This window comes from Paenibacillus sp. sg306046, from assembly GCF_059821225.1.
Genome location: NZ_JCAMRT010000010.1, coordinates 71,557 through 90,627 on the forward strand (window position 1 = coordinate 71,557; position 19,071 = coordinate 90,627).

Consider the following 19,071-nt stretch of genomic DNA (forward strand, 5'->3'; position numbering starts at 1 on the left):
TTTGAATGGATTTTTTAGTGCATGTGGCGGAAGGCTTCATCGGAATGTTTCAAGCGGGAGGTAAGACATTTGTAGGGCTGCTTACGGGAATTGTTCCTACCCTAATCTGTTTAATAACTGTCATTAATGCAATTATCAACTTTGTTGGTGAGGAACGTATCAACAAGTTTGCGCAAAGGACAACTAAATATGCCGTTTTAAGATACACAATCTTTCCGATTCTTGCCGTATTCTTTATGACAAACCCGATGTGCTACAGCTTCGGAAAGTTTTTGCCGGAACGCCAAAAGCCAGCTTTTTATGATTCGGCCGTATCCTTTGTTCACCCCATCACCGGCTTATTTGCACATGCGAACGCCTCAGAGTTATTTGTTTACTTAGGGATCGCAACGGGGCTGCAAACCCTCAATCTTTCACTTGGGCCGCTAGCCATCCGGTATTTCCTGGTCGGTATCATCGTGATATTGATTCGCGGACTTGTGACTGAATGGATCACGGCAGCTATGATGCGCAAAAGAGAAGCACAGGCTAATTAAATGAAGGGGAGATGAAAACATGGCTGCATATAAAGCGGTAAAGGTTTCCAAAGGAGCCGGGGGATGGGGTACGGGGTTCATTATTGATCCAAATGAGCAAAAGAAATATATTGTTTCCGTAACAGGAGGAGGTATTCATCCGATTGCCCAACGCATAGCAGAATTGACTGGCGCCGAGACTATTGATGGGTTCACCTCTTCGGTTGAAAGCGAGAAGATGGCATGTGTCGTTATCGATTGTGGAGGTACTGCTCGTTGTGGCGTATATCCGAAGATGGGCGTGCTTACACTAAACATTCATCAAACATCGCCTTCCGGACCGTTGATGAAATTCATCAAGGAGGAAAATTTCGTTTCGGGTGTAAATGAAAGCTGCATTTCGCTGTTGGACCAGGTCGAAGTAGCGGCAATGCAAACAAGCTCAAGCGAAGCCAAATCGGTCAAGGAAATTAAAGAGGATGCCAAGGCTCGGGCTAAAGAGATGTATAAGCAGCCGCAAAAGTCCAACTTTATCGTAAAAATCGGCCGCGTGATGGGCAATGTCGTTAGCGTGTTTTATCAAGCGGGTCGAGAAACGATGGAAATGGTACTTAAAAATATTTTGCCATTCATGGCATTTGTAAGCGCTATCATGGGTATTATCCTCTACACAGGTATTGGTGATATCATAGCTAGATTTGTTACTCCATTAGCTGGCAATATCGGAGGGCTCTTGGTTCTGTCGGTTATTTGCGCAATCCCAGTCTTATCGCCAATGTTGGGCCCTGGGGCGGTTATCGCACAGGTTGTCGGGGTACTGGTCGGAACCGAAATCGGCAAAGGTAACATTCCTCCTCAACTGGCGTTGCCCGCTTTATTCGCAATCAATCCTCAGGTCGGATGCGACTTTGTCCCCGTCGGTTTGACGTTAGGCGAAGCGAAACCGGAAACGATAGAGATTGGCGTACCTGCAGTTCTTCTGTCTCGACAAATTACGGGCCCGATTGCGGTGCTGATCGCGTATGTATGCAGTTTCGGATTATACTCTTAAAGTTACAAAAATATAGAGAAGCCATGCGGAGGTGTTCATGTTGCAAACCTTATACGATGCAACGATTACAGCAATTGGATCAGATGTTCCTATTATTATCGAAGAAAACGTACTTATCTTTTTTGACGAAAAATCCCCGAAGGAGCTTCATGATGTGGCGGTCGTACACAGGAATGCTGGCCTGATTGGGGAGGTTTCGGCCGGAGATACATTCATTTTAAGTGGCATTCATTATCGAATACTTTATGTTGGCGATACAGCTAATAAGTCGCTCCGGGACTTGGGACATTTTACTATGAATTTTACCGGCGATTTATCTGAAACGCTCCCGGGCAGTATTTATGTTGAGAAGAGTGCCATTCCCGATCTTCAGGCCGGCGCCGTATTTCGATTTGTAAGAGAATAGATAGACAGGATATCGGAGGGAAATCATATGAATTTTATTAAGAAGCGATTTGAACTGGAGCGCAAGGGTTCTCTCATCCGAGCTGGTCTGGTCGGAGCGTGCAGGGTGCTCACCTCCGGGGAGGACGTGGTATGATGCAGGGGATCGCGGCTTCATCTGGAATTGCCATCGGACGTGCCCTGCTGCTCAGCAAGCCAGAAAGACAATTAGCAAAATGCAGGGTTAACGAGGGACAGGTGTCAGAGGAGATTCAACTGTTTAATGAAGCTGTTCTGCGCGCTAAAACGCAACTGAGGACCCTAATTGATAAATTAGAGTCCGAAGGCAGTGAACAGGAAGCAGGTATTTTGGAGGGACAGTGGTTTTTACTGGATGATTCCCAACTGAAAACGGATGTCCATAGCAAAATTATAAATGAGCAGGTTCAAGCGGTTTGGGCTGTAAGCGAGGTGTTCGGCGAATATGCCAAGGCTTTTGAAATGATGGAAGATGAATATCTTAGAGAGCGGTTAACCGATATGAAGGATGCAGAAAGTCGCTTGCTTGACGAACTGCTCGGTAATCGGAATGTCGATCTTTCGGCGTTGTCGGAGCCTGTAGTTATTTTGGCTCATGATTTGACGCCTTCGATGACGGCGCAGATGAATAGGAAGATGGTGCTCGGATTTGCTACAGAGGTAGGAAGCCGAACGAGCCATACGGCTATTATGGCGCGGAACTTTGGAATTCCGGCCATTGTGGGCATCAAGGAACTGCTTTCCACAGTAAGCGATGGGAGCTTGGTCGTATTAGACGGAGAAGCCGGGCTTGTGGTAAGCGAACCGGATGAGCAGCAGTTGTCAACGTATGAGCACAAACGTACGGAACAAGTTGCCGTGTCACAGCAATTGAACACGCTTAGAGAAGTATCTCCTGTAACGATAGATGGCAAGCATTTTGAATTGTATGGTAATATTGGAAAGCCTGAAGAGGCTGGTATGGTGCTTGAGTATGGCGGCGAAGGTGTGGGCCTGTTCCGAACTGAGTTTTTATTTATGGACCGCGATGATATGCCGTCGGAAGAGGAACAGTATGAGGCGTACCGCGACACTCTTTTGAAGATGATAGGAAAGCCTGTGATCATCCGGACGCTGGACATCGGGGGAGATAAGGAGATTCCTTATTTGCCCATTGACAAAGAATTCAACCCATTCCTCGGCTGGCGAGCCATCCGCTATTGTCTGGCTGATCCCACATTATTTAAAACTCAATTGCGGGCGTTGCTCCGAGCCGCGGTTGAGGGTGATCTGCGAATCATGTTTCCGATGATTTCCGGGGTGAAGGAAATCGAAGAGGCGAAGGCGTTGCTGGAGGAGGCGAAGCAAGAACTTGCTTCTCAAGGTAAAGCCTATAAAGAACATGTTCCTGTGGGCATTATGATTGAAATTCCATCCGCAGCACTGATCTCTGATAAGCTGGCCCTGCACGTCGACTTTTTTAGTATTGGGACCAATGACTTGATTCAATATACGGTCGCTGCCGACAGAATGAATGAAAAGGTCAGCTATTTGTACGATTGCCAGCATCTGGCCGTTCTGCGCTTGATCGATATCGTTTGCAGAAATGCTAAAGCTCATGGAAAGCATGTCGGGATGTGCGGGGAGATGGCTGGTGATCCACAGATGGCCAAGTTGCTTATCGGCCTTGGTGTAGACGAATGGAGCATGAGCGTTTCGCAAATTCCTTACGTTAAGCAAGAAATTTTAAAGCTGTCGGAAAGTGAATGTATTGCCTATGTGAGGCAACTGCTAAGCTAATAGAAGAGTAAAGGAGAACGAGATATGCTGACGCAACAAGTAACTGTACAGAACCATACAGGGCTGCATACCCGTCCGGCAAAAGAAATTGTAAAAACAGCTGGTTCATTTCAATCTGTTATTACATTGAAGAAGGATAATAAAACAGCTGACGCTAAGAGCTTTATTAGCGTGATCTCATTAGGCGCGCGCAAAGGCACGGAAATTACGGTGAGTGCAGTCGGGGAAGACGAGGGACGCGCTCTACAATCGATCATTGCCTTATTCGACAACAAATTCGGGGAAGACTAGCTTCAAAATAAGGTAAGCGAGGGCAGATTTACGGGTTTGCCCTACTTTCATCATGAGATCTTCTATCCGAATAAATGTTTTATTTGTGATCGTAGTGTATAATTATGATCACAAATTGATTTGCATTAATTGGGGTGATGTTATGAAGGAGACTCAAATCCATGGCTTTCTTTATTGTATCCGATGTAGGGATGAAACGGACCACACGATCACCTATTTAAACAAATTGCTCTCAAGAATCGATTGTGACGTTTGCGGTAGACATATGGTTCTCAATATTGACATATCGCATGAAATTTATGATGAGATTCTTAAGAGAATCATCAGTAAGCCCGAACGAATGACTGAGGAATACCGTGATCATCTCAGGGAATTTCTGCTTTCGCTGCCAGTAAGGATTGTAAGTAAACCGTATCGTGTTTATAAGGAATCGAAAGAGATTAAAGGATACTTTAAAAAGTATAGTATTAGAAAAAAGAATGGTTGATTTGATGTTCAAGCCTCAATATCTGCATCTGCTATTTAGGGTTAAGTTAATTTTAAAGGTCAAGGGCTGGAATTCCAAACACGATGTTTGGGAATCCCAGCCCCTTTTTGCAGTAAACATAGTCAGGACAATCCAAGCGATTTACGAAACTCGCGAGGAGTAACGCCATATGTCTTTTTGAAGGTTTTCGTAAAATGAGGGTAGTCGGTATAGCCGATAAGCTCGCTTCTTAATAAGACTGACGACATGCTTGATGTTCAGATGCGCCCCGTAATTTCGGGTTTCACGAACGGTTTGAAGCCAGCTATAAATAAACTGTTTGTATACTGGGTATCCTTGACCGTTTCTCCGCTAAGAATAGCTTGCCTATTGTATTCGAGCTTTAAAGGGCGTATTCAGCGCGTTGCTTTCCATCCATTTGCTATGAAAGCAATCAATCGAATGAAGGGCTCACGCTTGTCGGTAATCATCAAGTCAGGAAACATGCTTTCGGCTAATTGCAATCCTTAAATTTCCGTTAGCTCCTTCTCCTACGATTGCAAAGCCAAGAGAGGATTCGGATACAAGCTTGCATAGACTTTTGCGAATCCCAGCCTCATCCTCAATAATTACTGTGCGAATTATATGGGTGTGTCCTTTCTTGGTTGAGCCGCCAGGTCTTTTCGATTGACGTTTGCGTGGCAGGGTGGCCGCCTCTGAAAAGGGATTGAAATCGTTTCCCAATCATCATATATTAGAAGACGGAGGTTATGCTTGACGATATTCAGGGACACCCCTGCAACAGGAGATGGATGTTATGCGTAAATTTGAATGTAATGAAGATGAAGTCAGGGAGCTAATTGACCGGGTCGTTCAAAGAACGATGAATATGGATTTTACGTGGAACTGGTCCTGCGGGGTGGCCTATTACGGAATTTGCAAAGCCTGGGAAGTGACCGGGAATCAAGCGTACATTGATTTTCTGGTCAAATGGGTGGATGAATACCTGGAGCTCGGGCTGCCGCCTATGATGGTCAATGCTTGCGCCATGGGACATACCATGCTGACGCTGCACGAAGCTACAGGGGACTCCAAGTACCTCGACCTGGCTCTGTTAAAAGCCGATTATTTGCAAAAGGAAGCCATCCGGTTTGGAGAAGGCGTATTCCAGCACACCGTATCCTCCGACAATGACTTTCCTGAACAGGCATGGGCGGATACGTTGTTCATGGCCGCTTATTTCCTGCTGCGTCTCGGGTTTAAATTGGACAACAAGCAATATATTGAAGATGCGCTGAATCAATTTTACTGGCATGAGGAATTTTTGCAGGATACGAAAACAAACCTGTTCTATCATGCATGGGATAATGTCAGACAAGATCACTTGTCCGGTATTTATTGGGGCAGAGCCAATGCCTGGGCTGCTTATACGATGGCTCAAGCGTACAAAATGCTTAACCCGTTCATGCCGATGTGGATGCAGATTGGCGGGGCTCTTGGAGACCAGCTGAGCGCTTTGGTCAGGCTGCAGTCGCCGGAAGGCTTGTGGCGGACGGTGCTGAATGATGAAACCTCGTATCTGGAGACATCAGCCTCTGCGGGCATTGCCGCCGCGCTGTCCATTAACGGGCACCCGCTGCACCAAAATTATATGGCAAAAGCTTATGAGGGGATTCTGGCCAACATTGACGAAGACGGCTCTGTTCGAAATGTTTCGGCAGGCACGGCGGTCATGTACTCTGCGGAGGATTACAAGGTCATTTCCAAGAAGAGAGTTCAGGGATGGGGCCAAGGCTTGACCCTGGCGTACCTGGTTGCTCTGCTGCAAAATAAGGAGCTTGTCAGCAAAATCTAATCATTCATCACGGAAAAGCCGTGCCATGTCCGTAAGGATCTGCACGGCTTTTTCGCGAAACTATTCCACGCCAGGCCGGTTATCCCTTCACGGCTCCGGCCGTGACGCCCTTGGTAATTTTCTCATTAAACATCGCATAAATGATAACGGCCGGTATGGAGGTCAACACCATCACCGCAAACTGGGAGCCGTAGTCAGACGAATATTGTCCGGCGAAGTTCATGACAGAGAAGGGCAAAGTTTTCAAATCATCCTTGCTGATAAAGGTAGCGGCCATAATAAACTCATTCCAGCAGTTCAAAAACGTTGTGACTGCAATGGTGACGACGGCCGGCATCGTTAGCGGCAATATAATTTGGAAAACAATGCGGTAAATATTGGCTCCGTCCATAACGGCGGATTCCTCCATAGCGATCGGGATGCTCCGCATAAAGCCGGTCAAAATAAACGTGCTCAAGGGAACAGAGACGGCGGTATAGGGTAAAATGAGACCCCAGTAAGAGTCCGTCAGGCCGATTGCTTTGAAAATAGCGAAGTTGGGCAGCAGTGTCGCATGAATCGGAATCATGATGCCGAGCAAAATGATCGTATAGAAGAAGGAGCGGCCCTTCCAAAGCATTCTTGTAAACGCGTAAGCCAAGGTGATCGAGATGACAACGGTCAAAGCAATCGTTGCCCCCGAAACGATGATGCTGTTCAATAAATATTTAGGAAACTTCCCGTCGACCCAGGCGTTGATGTAGTTATGCCAAACGGGAGCCTCCGGCCAAAACAAAATATGTTCGGAGAAAAATTCGCTTGCGTCCACAATCGAATAGTTGGCCAGCCACAGCAGCGGAAACAATTGAATCATGGCGACCAGCAAGAAAAATACCCATAATACGCTTTTTTGCAGGTTTGTCAACGCGGTCACCCCCTTAATAATCCAGTTTATTGTTGCGGGTCAGTCGATTGGAAACGAAGGTCGCAAGCAAGCAGACCAGAATAAAGAGGATGGAGATCGCATTCGCATAGCCGTATTTGCTTGCCGAGAATGCTTGATTATATAAATATACCGCCAGAAATTGGGTCGAATCGCCAGGCCCGCCGTTGGTTGTCAAATACACGGTTTCCATTTGCTTCAAGGCAGTAATCATAGCCAACGTCACTTGAACGGAAATAACCGGAAGCAGCATAGGTACGGTAATTTTGAAATGAAGCTTGAAGCCTGTAGCCCCGTCCATGCGTGCGGCTTCGTACAGCTCCTCGGGAATTCCCTTGATTCCTGCATAGTAAAATAACAGGCCCCATCCGAAGCCGGACCAGATCAAGATAGCCAAAATGGAGCCAAGCGCGGTTTGCGTGTCTCCGAGCCATACATGCTGCATCGAATCGAGTCCGATTGCAGCCAATACTTTGTTGAAGACGCCAAAGGTCGGGTCCAGCAGGTTCAGCCACATTCTTGAGATGACGACAACCGACACGACGCAAGGGATAAAAAAGATCGTTCGGAACCACTTCTCCGCTTGTCCGCCAATCCGATCCAGCAAAATGGCAAAAAAGATACATATCGGATGCTGCAGGAGGATGAATCCGACGCCCAGCAGCAGCGCGTTGCGCAAAGCAATCCAAAAACGCGTGTCATGAAATAACAGCTCGGTATAATTGCTCAAGCCTACCATATTGACCTGTGTGCCTGGGCCAACGGTATCCGTGAGCGAATAATAGCCGCTTAACAAAATGGGGGCAACAAATGTAAGCAGGAAAAAAGCCAGTCCCGGAAACACAAAAACAAATATGGCAAGCTTATTGCTTAATACTTTATGCATCGTTTCCACTCCATCCCGGCATACAAAAAGGGCAGCGAAGTGCAACTGCCCCTTTTGAGCATGTATAGGTTAGCTTATTTTTTATCCGCCGCGGTCTGCAGGGTTGCAATAAATTGTTCAGCGGTTCCTCCAGCGACCAAAGCACCCATGGCATTCTCGGACGCATTTTTGAAAGCGGCGGAGGAGGCGTCATTAAACAGCATCCCGGAAGTTGAAGTCGCCTGAAGCAAAATATCGGTCAAAGTTTTTTGAACCTCGGTTTCTTTTCCGGTCAGCTCATACTTTTGAGCGGGAACCGCAGCTCCTGTCTCCCAGGCTGTTCTGGCCCACTGGTCGGCCCGCATCATGTAGTCGAACAGCTTCTTCGCCTCTTCCTTGTTTTTCGAAGCCTTGACTACCGAATACCCGCCGCCGTTCCACGCAATCAGATCCGTATCTTTTCCTTTACCGGATGCTGTTGCAGGAAACCTGATCACGCCCAGATTTTTGCGAAAATCCTCGGACAGCTTCGTATTGGAAGCCATTCCGGCTTCCCACGAGCCCATATACCACATGGCGGCTTTGCCTTGCGTGAACAGGTTTTGCGAAGCGCCGTAATCCATCGTCATGTAGGCCGTATTAAACACTTTTTCATCCGCGAAGCGCTTCAGAACCCGGGCAGCCTCAATTAAGTGAGGGTCGTCTGCAAATTTCTTTTTCCCTTGCGCCGCCTCCAGAATGGAGGACTGGTCGCCGCTAAGCCGCTGCGCAATGTTCTGGTACAATTCGGCCAAATTCCAGAGATCCTTTCCGTTCATGGAAAGCGGCTCAATGTTTTTGGCACGGAATGCTTTGGCTGCGTCAAACAGCTCCTCCAGCGTGGATGGAACCTTGATGCCATTGCTCTCGAACAGCGCCTTGTTGTAATAAAGCACCTCGTAGTCACTGTTGCGCGGCAAACCGTAGAGCTTGTTATCGAAGGTGAAGCCTTTCAGGACGCCGGTCAGGAAATTGTAATCCGTTCCTTCATATTTCTTAGGGTCAAGCTCCTCGACCCACCCGGCGGACACCAGTGTGCTCAGCTCCGCTCCGGAGTGTACCATGGTGATATCAATGGGCTCGCTGGAGGACATATACGCCTTCAGTTTGTTTTTAAACGGCTCTTCGGCGAGCGCTTCCACTTCGACGACGACATTCGGATGTTCCTTCATGTAGCGGTCCAGGACGGTTTGCTCCGCCAAGCCTTGACCTGCTTTGCGATCCGGCAAATTGGAGAAGAAACGAAGGGTTACTTTTTGCTCGCCGCTGCCTTCCTTGGTCCCGGCTGAGGCATTTTGACCCGCATCCGGCTTGGCCCCTCCGCACCCCGATAACACGACAAGTATAGCTGCGAGCAGCGCAGACGCTGCCACGCGTGAATGATGCTTTTTATGCGACATGTGATTTCCCCCTTGGCTGAATAGGTGCTGTATTGTGCTTGTATGCATCATACCAATGAAAAAGCCGATCAGTCAGTAGAGATTTAGCTAATAAAGTAGGGGATTATCGAATGTATGGCTCCGATTATTGTCAGAGCGGGCAGGGCAAGCTACACTACAGAAAAAGACATACGGAAATGTGGTGTACCTTCATGGTTCAGCTATTTATGAACATGAATCTCAGAATCAAGCTCACGATAATTATTGTTTTTTCCATCACGCTTGTGGTGCTTGTCTTTGGCTTGTATTCCTTCCAAACCTCTCAATCGCAGGTAGTCAACAAGGTAAGCACATCCAATTTGTCCGTCATTAAAGTGATTGACAGCAATATTGCCGGCATGCAGAGAGCAATTGCGGACTGGGTGACGGTCTTCATCCTTTCCTCGCCGGTGCAAGCTTATCTGCATGATCAAACGCAAAGCACGGGGGCGCTGGAGCCGGTCCTTTATTCCGGCATGATGGGCTCCCTTATGAACCAGATGCTCGTTACCGGTAACTTCGATTATATGGCTTTATACGGGTCCAACGACGCACCGGGCTACCAGGTGGCGACGGATGACAGCAGCGGCTCGGGCGCCTTCTCCAGCATTCTCAAGAGCGACATTTACAAGCGTACGGTTGAGCTTAACGGCGCTGCCTTCTGGTTTCCCTTGACGGAGCCGAACAACGTTTTTATTGAAGCGAACCGGAAAGACAAGCTTGGGATGACGCGAATGATCAAAAGCACCTTAAACGGACATCTGATCGGCTTTATTTTTGTCGGCGTCAACAAGGAAACGATCAAAAACAAATATTTGAAAAATTTATATGATGAGGATCATGGCATTTTGATTGTGGATGAAAAAGGGGTTCCGCTGCTGGCCGCAGGAAAGGAGTTTTACCAGCCGGATGCCCCGGAGCTGGCCTTTATCAAAGCCGAAGAAAAGATGGCGGAGGGCTCCCGCATCGTATCCATCGCCAAAGAAGACCTGCTTCTTACCTACAGTCAAATCAATAACGGCTGGCGAATTGTGTATGCGGTGCCGCTGGTCTCGCTGACCAAGGAGCTCAACTCGATCAAATTGGCTGTTGTGATCATTATTGTGACTTGTTTATTGCTAAGTATACCGTTGGCTGCGATCTTGACCGCATTTTTAACCAGGCCGCTCAAGCTGCTGCTTCAGTCGATGAAGCGATTTCAGAACGGACATTTTCAAGAGCATGTGGAGGTTATGCATCGGGATGAAATCGGCCAGCTGACACGGGGCTATAATACGATGGTCGCCAATATCAAGTCTTTGGTTGACGATGTGTATGTGCTGCGCCTCAAGGAGCAGGAGGCCGAGCTGAAAGCGTTGCAATCGCAAATCAATCCTCACTTCTTGTACAATATGCTGGATACGATATTCTGGGAAGCTGAAAGCTCCGGACAGGAGAAAATCAGCGAGATGGTTATCAATTTATCCCGGTTATTCCGGCTGAGCTTGAACCAAGGCAAAAGCTTTACCAGCGTCTCGAAGGAAAAGGAGCTTATCGAGCTTTACTTATCTTTGCAAAAAATGAGATTCAGAGAGCGATTAAGCTACCACATTGATATTCCGGAGCAGCTTGAGAGCCACGTCATTTTGAAATTAAGCCTGCAGCCGTTTATTGAAAACGCACTTGTCCATGGCATCGAGAAAAAACGAGAGGGAGGGCATGTTCGCATATCCGGATCCCTTGATCAACACCGGCTGCGCTTTGTCATTGAGGATAACGGCTCTGGCATGAGCGCGGAAACAATCCAAAAAATATCTCAGCTTCACGACGAAAACGATGTTTATACATCCAAGGAAACCGGGGGATATGCGATCCAGAATGTCATCCAAAGACTTCGCCATTATTACAAGGACCAGTTTCAGCTGACCTTTACCAGCCAACCGGGAGAAGGGACTGTCGTGGAGCTGATCATACTCGAGCCCCTGAATTCGAAGGAGGAAAAGCAGCATGATCCATCTGATGATCGTCGATGACGAAGAGCGTGCCCGCACAGGCTTGCAAACCTTGATCGACTGGCAAGGCCAAGGAGTGGAAATTGTTGCCGAGGCGCGCGACGGCTTGGAGGCTTTGGAGCTGCTGGAGCGTGTTCACGTCGATATTTTGTTGACAGACATTCGAATGCCCGAAATGGACGGCCTGGCTCTGATCGAGAAAGTAAATGCGACGTATCCCCATATTCAATCGGTCATTATGAGCGGCTATGACGACTTTGCTTATGCGCAAAAGGCTTTATCCCTGGGGGCCGCCGATTATTTGCTCAAGCCAAGCCGAAGAAAAGAGATTCTGGAAACGATTCTGAAGCTGATCGGCAAAATTGAAGCAGGGCGGCTGCAGGAAACGAACCTGGAGAAGCTGAAAACAGGGTTTCGGGAAAGCTTGCCCCTGCTCCGAGATAAAACGCTTGCCCGGCTTGTTTTACGAGAGGACCCGCCGAGTGACAAGCTACTGGCCAGTCTGGAGCTAAGCGGCCTGACCTTTTCGCACCCTTACTTCTGCATTTTCATCATTCAGATCGACAATTTTTTTGCCTGGCGGAAGCCATACGCACAACTGGATGTTGAGCTTTATAAATACGGCTTGCTTAATCTGGTGGAGGAGACGATTAATGAGACTTATCATTGCGCGGCCTTCGAGCATCACGATGAAATCATCGTTATTTTGAACGCGGCGGAGCCGCTAAGCAAACCGGAAGCCGAGGCGCTGGCTCAAGCCATTCAGCACAATGCGCAGCGATTTCTTCATATGAGCGTATCCATCGGGATTGGCAGCATGGGCGCCTCTATACGTCATCTGCAGCTTTCCCATGCGTTGGCCGCGGCTGCCCTCGACACCAAATATCACGTCGGCCCGCAGAAGATCATCATCGCAGCAGAGCTTTCAGACGATGAACCCGGCGATCCGCTGTATCCGATAGAGCTGGAGAATGCCGTTCTGCATGCGATTGTCCTCGGCGACAAGCACAAAATCGACGAAAGCTTGAGACTGTTTATCCGGGCCTTGAAGCCAGAGGAGGCATCCAGAAACGATCTGCTGACCTTATCGCTCGCCATGTATTTTGCGCTTTACAAGCTTTGCATCGAAAAAAATATCAGCGTAAACGACATTTTCGGGCAAGATTTGCAGGAGATGACCCTAAGCTTGTCACGGGCCAGCATGGACAGCATTCATCACGAATTGTTAGAGAAGGCGGCTCGGATCAGCGATTTGCTTGCAGCCAAAAAAAATAGCAATAAGCTTTTTGAATCCATTCTGGCCTACATCGACCAGCATTATGACAAGGAGCTCAGTCGCGAGACGGTCTCCAGCGAAGTATATATTACGCCCGGCTATTTAAGCTTATTGTTTAAGCAGCAGATGAAAATCAGCTTTCTGGACTATGTGCATAAAGTCAGAATCGGTCATGCATGCCGATTACTTCAGGACATGAGCAAGCGAATCGGGGATATTGCCTTGGCTGTCGGGTATAACGATGAAAAATATTTTTATCAGGTATTCAAAAAATATACGGGGATGACGCCGAATAAGTATCGGAACCATCTCGGCTGAAGTGTGATTTGTCATGAAGAAAGCCGCCTGCCCCGGACGTTACGGGGGAAGGCGGCTTTTCCTGATCAGGAGGCCAAGCTGCAAGCTGCCCGGTGCGACTACTTCCGCAATTCCGCCAGTTGCCGCTTCAGCCGCTTGACGAGCTGAGGCTCCTCCTCAATGCGATTGATCAGCTCCAGCGGGTCCTCCTGCAGGTCGTACAGCTCGTGGAGGTCATTATGATTTTCGATCAATTTGTAGCGGCCGTCGAAAATCATCCGGGTGTTGGTCAGCTCGCTAAACTGGCAGCTTTTGTGCGCAGCCGGGTTTGGCTCCAGCTGGGGGACAATCGACTTCCCGTCCAATTTGCCTGCCGCATAAGCAACCCCGGCCATGTCCAGCACGGTCGGATGCAGGTCCATCAGCTCCACTAACGCGCTGCTTGTGCCGGCGGCCTTGCGGCGCGGGTCGGCAATGATGAGCGGAATACGCAAAGCCCCCTCATACATCGTATTTTTCTGAAACAAGCCGTGATCGCCCATCATTTCGCCATGATCCGCACAGAAGATAATAATCGTGTTGTCCGCGAAGCCTCTGCGCTCCACCGTATCCAGAATGCTCCCTACCCAGTCATCAATCAGCTGAATAGCTGCGCCGTAATGCCGTTTTACGTTGTTCAGCTCCTGCTCGGTCATCTCGCCTGTCTGCTGCCTGGCTTTCTTTTTGACCCACTCCGGCTTCCGCTCAAGGCTGTCCGGAATGGAGGGAGGAAATTCCTGCTCGGGGAACGCCTTCACATAATCCGCAGGCGCATCCCAAGGGTCGTGCGGACCGACGAAGCTGACAAACAGATGCCACGGCGACTCGGTGTCAACCTGCTCAATAAACGCGCAGGACGTACGCCCGATATAGCTGTCATGGAAATGCTCGGACGGCAGCGGCGAAGGCCAGGCGTTATAGTAGCTCCACTGCTGGAAGCGCAGCCGGTAATCCTCGACAAACGCGCCAAGCAGCCCCTGCTCGCGCAAATAGTGCTGGTACGGTCCCGCCAGCTGCGACTGATCCTCGGCATCAATTTCGAAGGTCATCAGCTGGTTGCGAGGCATGGCGGCGTTCATTTTCCCTTCGGTTTCATGCGGATCGGTAAACCCCAGATGATACATCAAGGGCAGGTCGCCGTTCCGGCCGTACGTATGATCTCCCTTGTGCAAATCGCTTTTCCCGACGATCGCGACCCGGTAGCCCGCTTCCCGCAGCGCTTGATAATACGTAGGCTGATCCGCAGGATAGTTGACGAAGTTCTCCAGATTGCCGAGCCGATGCGGGTAAACCCCGGCCGCCAGTGAGCAGCGGCTTGGCCCGCATACGGGGCTGTTGCAGGCGGCCCGCTCGAACCGTACGCCATTTGCCGCGATGCGGTCGATGTTCGGCGTGCTGAGCATGGAAGCGCCTGCGCAGCTCAGCCAATCGGCCCGAAACTGATCGACCATAATCATTAAAATATTGGGTGCGCGCATTGTAGATCCTTCCTTTCCAGACAGCAGTTTCAAAGCAGAATTTCAAAGCTTCCTCCCGACTATAGCAGAACGATCGGTTCGGTTCGATAACGGATCATCCGATTTATTTGCATATTATATGGAGTCATCGAAGGCCGCGCGCATCCGCGGAAAAAATGCAAAGAAATCGGAAAATGCGTTAACGACTTTGCTGCGGCATTCCTCGTATAGTAAAGGTAGCTTCTTCGCAACCTAGAAGAGAACAAAGGGGGAGGGCAAGCGAGCTTGAGTAAAAAGCCTCATATTATTTTATTTAATCCCGACCAATGGCGCGGCGACGTGATGGGTCATCTGGGCAATCCGGCTGCCGTTACGCCGAATTTGGACGAGCTAGTCGCCACGGATGCGGTTTCCTTCCGCCATGCGTATTGCCAAAATCCGGTCTGCACGCCAAGCCGCTGCTCATTTATGTCAGGCTGGTACCCGCACGTGAGAGGGCATCGCACGATGTACCATATGATGCGGCCCGATGAGCCGGTGCTGCTCAAGACGCTGAAGGATGCGGGCTATTACGTATGGTGGGGCGGGAAAAACGACCTCATCCCTCCGACAAGCGGATTTGACGCTTACTGCGATGTCAAGTATGTGCCGGAACGCAAGCCTAAGCCGATGTTCGGCGGCGCGTTTGACGGGAGCGGGGACAACTGGCGCGGAGCGCCTGGCAGCGACACGTATTATTCCTTCTATGTAGGAGAACTCGATACGGGTGAGGAAAGCTTTTATTATGATTCGGATTGGGCAAATATTCTCGGCGCGATCGAGCTGATCCGCAATGCTCCGGCCGAGCAGCCGCTGTGCATCTACTTGCCGATCCTGTATCCGCATCCGCCGTATGCCGTTGAGAAGTCGTGGGTTGAGCTGATCGACAAGACGCTGATCCCGGAGCGCATCCGTGCGGACAGGCTGTCGCCGGACAAGCCGTCGATATTATCCGGCTTGCGCGGCATCTACAACATGCAGAGCTGGTCGGAGGAACGGTGGCTGGAGCTGAGAGCGACGTATTATGCGATGTGCGCCCGCGTCGATCATCAATTCGGCTTACTTATGAAAGCGCTTAAAGACGAAGGTTTTTACGACGATACGGCTGTATTTTTCTTCTCCGATCACGGCGATTTCACCGGAGATTACGGCCTGGTCGAGAAAAACCAGAACACGTTCGAGGATTGCTTGACGCGCGTTCCGTTTTTGATCAAGCCGCCGGCTTCAGCCGCCGTCAAGCCAAGGGTAAGCGACGCGCTCGTCGAGCTGGTCGATTTGACCGCAACGGTTCACCACTACGCAGGTCTTACTCCCGACTACAGCTCGTTCGGCAAAACGCTGGCTCCGCTTGTGGCCGGAGAGACCGAGGAGCATCGCGATGCCGTCTTTAGCGAAGGCGGTCGGCTGCACGGCGAGACGCATTGCAACGAATCCGCGCCCGCCAACGAGGACCCGTCCATGTTATATTGGCCGCGTGGCGAAATGCAGCGCAGCGAAGGACCTGAGCATACGAAGGCGGTCATGATCCGGACCGATCGCTACAAGTATGTCCGCCGCTTCTACGAAACGGACGAGCTGTACGATCTGGCGCAGGACCCGGCCGAGACGCGGAACCGCATCCATGATGCTTCGCTGGCGCAGGTGCGGGAGCAGTTGAGAGAGCGCATGCTCGACTTTTATATGGAAACGTGCGATGTCGTGCCTCATGTCAGAGATTCGCGGGAAAAGAAATAAAACGACGTATCGGAGGGTGAGCTTGATGAAAAAATTAACGGCGGTTGCATTGGGTGCTTTGCTTGCTTCTTCAACGCTGGCGGGCTGTGCAGCCAATTCGGGCACAAGCAAGCCGGAGGCCGGGAAGCCGCAGGGCGCGGTTGACGACGGCAGTGAAAAAATAACGATTAATTTGATGACGCGCAGCTATGCCGGGGGCGGCTGGGCTCCAAATCATCCAATGGTCGATGAGATGAATAAACGGCTGAACATTGATCTGAAAATCGAGTGGGTGCCTGCCGCAAGCTACCAGGAAAAGCTGAATGTCATGGCGGCCTCGAACAATTTCCCGGATGTGTTTTATGCGCCGAATGCTGAATTTGTCAAGTGGCAGGCGAAAAATGTGTTCATGGACGTATTGCCGCAGCTCGGCAATTACCCGAATATTACGAAGCATATTCCCGAGGATGCGCTGAAGCAATTTAATCCGAAGGGCAGCTATTACGGCATCCCGTTTTATTACCAGGAGGTGCGGGATTCGCTGGCGATCCGCAAGGATTGGCTGGACAAGCTGGGGCTCAAAATGCCGGAGACGGTTGATGAATTTTACGAGGTCGCCAAAGCGTTTGCGCTGAAGGACCCCGACGGCAATGGCAAGCAGGATACGGTCGGCTTCTCTCTGGAGGTCAGCCCTGCGGGCCGGTTTGGCTTCGGGGGGACGGCTAACTTTTTGACAGCCAGCTTCGGTCTTGCCAACTATTGGACGCTCGACGGCAGCGGGAAGCTGATTCCGATGCAAACCCAGGCGAAGGAGCTGAAGGACTTTATCGGCTTCATGCGCAAGGCGTATGCGGAGGGTGTGCTGGATAAAGATTCGCCGATCCTGAAGTCGCGGGATTCGCTCAACAAGCTGGAGGCGGGCAAGTCGGGTATTGCCTATGTGAATCCGCAGCAGCTGTTCGCGGAAACGTTGCCGCCCTTGCTGAAAACAGATCCGAAGGCGGAGCTGGTGCAGCTGATGCCTCCGAAGGGGCCATCCGGCAAAGGCGGCATTCCGGTCCTTACATCCGGAGACAAGATCGTGATCAATTCCAAGATTGATGCCAAGAAGCAGCAGCGTATCCTGAAGCTGTTGGACTACATGCTGTCTGATGAAGGCTATGATTTTGTCAAGCATGGCATGGAGGGCGTTCATTATAAAAAAGTGAGCGACACGAAGTACGAGCAGCTTGAAGCTTCGGTGAAGGACCGTCAGTACCTGCTGCTGGGCTGGTTCTTCAAGCGTTATGACCCGATGTTCCTCATTTATAAATGGATGGACCCTAAGGAAGTGTCCACAATCAAGACTTACTTCGACAATAACGAAAAAGTGAAGGTCAAGGATGCGGCCGCCGGGCTTGTTTCGGACACAGCGACGAAGCAGGGAACCAATCTGGACAAGAAGTGGATGGATACGATGGTGAAGGTAATGGCCGGCCAGGAGCCGATGGAAGCGATTGATAAAGCCATTGCCGAATGGAAAGCGGGCGGCGGCGACAAAATTATTCAGGAAATGAACGACGAGTACCAGAAGCTGAAATAAGCTGAGGAAGAACGTCATCCGAGAAGGCAGACGCCGGGAAGTCCAAAAGCTGCGTGTGGTCTTTCCCGGTCGGTCTGGAAGGCGAAGGAGGTTTTACGCTTGAGTACAACAGTTGCGCATCAGGAGCAGGCACACCGCAACACAGCAGCACGCAGCCGGTGGTACGAATGGAAACGCGGGCTCCCGATTTATCTCATGATGCTGCCCGGTTTTCTGTTCTTTATCCTTTTTAAATACGTGCCGATGGCCGGGATCGTCATTGCGTTTCAGCAATATGATCCGTTCGAAGGCTTTCTGGGCAGCCCCTGGGTAGGCTTGCAGCATTTCGAGACGCTTTTTCAGGACCCGGACTTTTGGCTTATATTCCGCAATACGATCATCATCAGCGCGTTGAATTTATTTCTCTTTTTTCCGATGCCGATCCTGCTAGCGCTGCTGCTGAATGAGGTACGGGTCAAATGGTTCAAGAAAGGCGCGCAAACGCTGCTTTACGTGCCGCATTTCTTGAGCTGGGTCGTTATTGTCAGTATGACGGCACTGCTGTTTTCCACCCAGGACGGGGGGATCAACAACCTGATCTCGACCTGGGGCTATGAGCGGATGGACGTCATGACGAACCCGGATTCGTTCTGCGGCTTGTATTTGCTGCAGGTCATCTGGAAGGAAGCCGGCTGGAGCGCGATCATTTTTCTTGCCGCGCTGGCTTCGGTGGACCCGACGCTGTATGAGGCCGCCCGTGTGGACGGCGCGAGCCGCTTGCGCCAAATTTGGCATATCAACCTGCCTGCGCTGCGCTCGACGATTATCATCTTGTTTATTTTGCGGCTCGGACATGTGATGGATACCGGCTTTGAGCATATTTTGCTGCTGCAAAACTCGCTGAATATTAATGTTTCTGAAGTATTCGATACGTATGTGTATCGGGTCGGGATCAACCAGGCGGAGTTTAGCTATACGACGGCTGTCGGCTTGTTTAAGGCCGTGATCGGACTGGCGCTCGTCTACATCGCCAACCGCGCATCGCGCAAGATCGGCGAGGAAGGGGTGTATTAA

The 19,071-nt window shown here is 50.1% G+C and carries 16 protein-coding genes; 11 read left to right on the forward strand and 5 right to left on the reverse strand.

Features of this window, described 5'->3' with window-relative positions; translation table 11 throughout:
* Positions 1-5 precede the first annotated feature (5 nt).
* The 5 genes from srlA to AC6ROY_RS12305 all read left to right on the forward strand — a co-directional run bounded on the left by srlA (position 6) and on the right by AC6ROY_RS12305 (position 4,059).
* Positions 6-536: a PTS glucitol/sorbitol transporter subunit IIC gene (srlA, locus tag AC6ROY_RS12285; protein WP_500100738.1), complete on the forward strand. Its 531-nt coding sequence runs from the start codon at positions 6-8 to the stop codon at positions 534-536.
* Between the two features lie 19 nt (positions 537-555).
* The gene (gene srlE / locus AC6ROY_RS12290; protein ID WP_500100740.1) at positions 556-1,566 is read left to right on the forward strand and encodes a PTS glucitol/sorbitol transporter subunit IIB; all 1,011 of its coding nucleotides are present in this window, start codon (positions 556-558) and stop codon (positions 1,564-1,566) included.
* A gap of 37 nt (positions 1,567-1,603) precedes the next feature.
* A complete protein-coding gene (locus AC6ROY_RS12295; RefSeq protein ID WP_500100742.1) occupies positions 1,604-1,972 on the forward strand; it encodes a PTS glucitol/sorbitol transporter subunit IIA in 369 nt (122 codons plus the stop codon).
* Positions 1,973-2,103: 131 nt separating this feature from the next.
* Positions 2,104-3,768 (forward strand): phosphoenolpyruvate--protein phosphotransferase, encoded by a 1,665-nt coding sequence (gene ptsP / locus AC6ROY_RS12300; protein ID WP_500100743.1) that lies wholly within the window; start codon positions 2,104-2,106, stop codon positions 3,766-3,768.
* Between the two features lie 24 nt (positions 3,769-3,792).
* Positions 3,793-4,059, forward strand: coding sequence for an HPr family phosphocarrier protein (locus tag AC6ROY_RS12305; RefSeq protein WP_500100744.1), 267 nt, complete (start codon positions 3,793-3,795; stop codon positions 4,057-4,059).
* Between the two features lie 609 nt (positions 4,060-4,668).
* Here the strand turns inward: AC6ROY_RS12305 and AC6ROY_RS12310 are convergent.
* Positions 4,669-4,794, reverse strand: coding sequence for a helix-turn-helix domain-containing protein (locus AC6ROY_RS12310; RefSeq protein WP_500100745.1), 126 nt, complete (start codon positions 4,792-4,794; stop codon positions 4,669-4,671).
* A gap of 548 nt (positions 4,795-5,342) precedes the next feature.
* On the opposite strand from AC6ROY_RS12310, the gene AC6ROY_RS12315 reads away from it, so the two are divergent.
* Positions 5,343-6,380, forward strand: coding sequence for a glycoside hydrolase family 88/105 protein (locus tag AC6ROY_RS12315; RefSeq protein WP_500100747.1), 1,038 nt, complete (start codon positions 5,343-5,345; stop codon positions 6,378-6,380).
* Positions 6,381-6,459: 79 nt separating this feature from the next.
* Here the strand turns inward: AC6ROY_RS12315 and AC6ROY_RS12320 are convergent, their stop codons facing one another.
* From AC6ROY_RS12320 to AC6ROY_RS12330, 3 genes are all read right to left on the reverse strand, one after another.
* Positions 6,460-7,284, reverse strand: a complete 825-nt coding sequence (locus AC6ROY_RS12320; protein ID WP_500100748.1) for a carbohydrate ABC transporter permease — start codon at positions 7,282-7,284, stop codon at positions 6,460-6,462.
* Positions 7,285-7,297: 13 nt separating this feature from the next.
* Complete coding sequence (locus AC6ROY_RS12325) at positions 7,298-8,188, reverse strand: carbohydrate ABC transporter permease (protein ID WP_500100749.1); 891 nt, start codon at positions 8,186-8,188, stop codon at positions 7,298-7,300.
* A 74-nt stretch (positions 8,189-8,262) separates the two neighbouring features.
* Positions 8,263-9,606, reverse strand: coding sequence for an ABC transporter substrate-binding protein (locus tag AC6ROY_RS12330; protein WP_500100750.1), 1,344 nt, complete (start codon positions 9,604-9,606; stop codon positions 8,263-8,265).
* Positions 9,607-9,797: 191 nt separating this feature from the next.
* On the opposite strand from AC6ROY_RS12330, the gene AC6ROY_RS12335 reads away from it, so the two are divergent.
* Together AC6ROY_RS12335 and AC6ROY_RS12340 are read left to right on the forward strand one after the other, a co-directional pair.
* Positions 9,798-11,636: a sensor histidine kinase gene (locus tag AC6ROY_RS12335; protein WP_500100751.1), complete on the forward strand. Its 1,839-nt coding sequence runs from the start codon at positions 9,798-9,800 to the stop codon at positions 11,634-11,636.
* Complete coding sequence (locus tag AC6ROY_RS12340; protein WP_500100752.1) at positions 11,611-13,209, forward strand: response regulator transcription factor; 1,599 nt, start codon at positions 11,611-11,613, stop codon at positions 13,207-13,209. The genes AC6ROY_RS12335 and AC6ROY_RS12340 overlap by 26 nt, the downstream gene beginning before the upstream one ends.
* Positions 13,210-13,307: 98 nt before the next feature.
* Here the strand turns inward: AC6ROY_RS12340 and AC6ROY_RS12345 are convergent, their stop codons facing one another.
* Complete coding sequence (locus tag AC6ROY_RS12345) at positions 13,308-14,705, reverse strand: sulfatase family protein (RefSeq protein WP_500100753.1); 1,398 nt, start codon at positions 14,703-14,705, stop codon at positions 13,308-13,310.
* Positions 14,706-14,969: 264 nt separating this feature from the next.
* Here AC6ROY_RS12345 and AC6ROY_RS12350 point away from each other — a divergent pair, with 264 nt between their 5' ends.
* From AC6ROY_RS12350 to AC6ROY_RS12360, 3 genes are all read left to right on the forward strand, one after another.
* Positions 14,970-16,457, forward strand: coding sequence for a sulfatase family protein (locus AC6ROY_RS12350; protein ID WP_500100754.1), 1,488 nt, complete (start codon positions 14,970-14,972; stop codon positions 16,455-16,457).
* A gap of 25 nt (positions 16,458-16,482) precedes the next feature.
* Positions 16,483-18,018: an extracellular solute-binding protein gene (locus tag AC6ROY_RS12355; RefSeq protein WP_500100755.1), complete on the forward strand. Its 1,536-nt coding sequence runs from the start codon at positions 16,483-16,485 to the stop codon at positions 18,016-18,018.
* Positions 18,019-18,117: 99 nt separating this feature from the next.
* Complete coding sequence (locus AC6ROY_RS12360) at positions 18,118-19,071, forward strand: ABC transporter permease (RefSeq protein ID WP_500100756.1); 954 nt, start codon at positions 18,118-18,120, stop codon at positions 19,069-19,071.

Bases quoted from the DNA above. Each gene is read 5' to 3' on its own strand.
- AC6ROY_RS12345 (WP_500100753.1), bottom strand. From the start codon at position 14,705: ATGCGCGCACCCAATATTTTAATGATTATGGTCGATCAGTTTCGGGCC.
- srlE (WP_500100740.1), top strand. From the start codon at position 556: ATGGCTGCATATAAAGCGGTAAAGGTTTCCAAAGGAGCCGGGGGATGG.
- AC6ROY_RS12295 (WP_500100742.1), top strand. From the start codon at position 1,604: ATGTTGCAAACCTTATACGATGCAACGATTACAGCAATTGGATCAGAT.
- AC6ROY_RS12305 (WP_500100744.1), top strand. From the start codon at position 3,793: ATGCTGACGCAACAAGTAACTGTACAGAACCATACAGGGCTGCATACC.
- AC6ROY_RS12315 (WP_500100747.1), top strand. From the start codon at position 5,343: ATGCGTAAATTTGAATGTAATGAAGATGAAGTCAGGGAGCTAATTGAC.
- srlA (WP_500100738.1), top strand. From the start codon at position 6: ATGGATTTTTTAGTGCATGTGGCGGAAGGCTTCATCGGAATGTTTCAA.
- AC6ROY_RS12330 (WP_500100750.1), bottom strand. From the start codon at position 9,606: ATGTCGCATAAAAAGCATCATTCACGCGTGGCAGCGTCTGCGCTGCTC.
- AC6ROY_RS12325 (WP_500100749.1), bottom strand. From the start codon at position 8,188: ATGCATAAAGTATTAAGCAATAAGCTTGCCATATTTGTTTTTGTGTTT.
- AC6ROY_RS12340 (WP_500100752.1), top strand. From the start codon at position 11,611: ATGATCCATCTGATGATCGTCGATGACGAAGAGCGTGCCCGCACAGGC.
- AC6ROY_RS12310 (WP_500100745.1), bottom strand. From the start codon at position 4,794: ATGTCGTCAGTCTTATTAAGAAGCGAGCTTATCGGCTATACCGACTAC.
- ptsP (WP_500100743.1), top strand. From the start codon at position 2,104: ATGATGCAGGGGATCGCGGCTTCATCTGGAATTGCCATCGGACGTGCC.
- AC6ROY_RS12355 (WP_500100755.1), top strand. From the start codon at position 16,483: ATGAAAAAATTAACGGCGGTTGCATTGGGTGCTTTGCTTGCTTCTTCA.
- AC6ROY_RS12335 (WP_500100751.1), top strand. From the start codon at position 9,798: ATGGTTCAGCTATTTATGAACATGAATCTCAGAATCAAGCTCACGATA.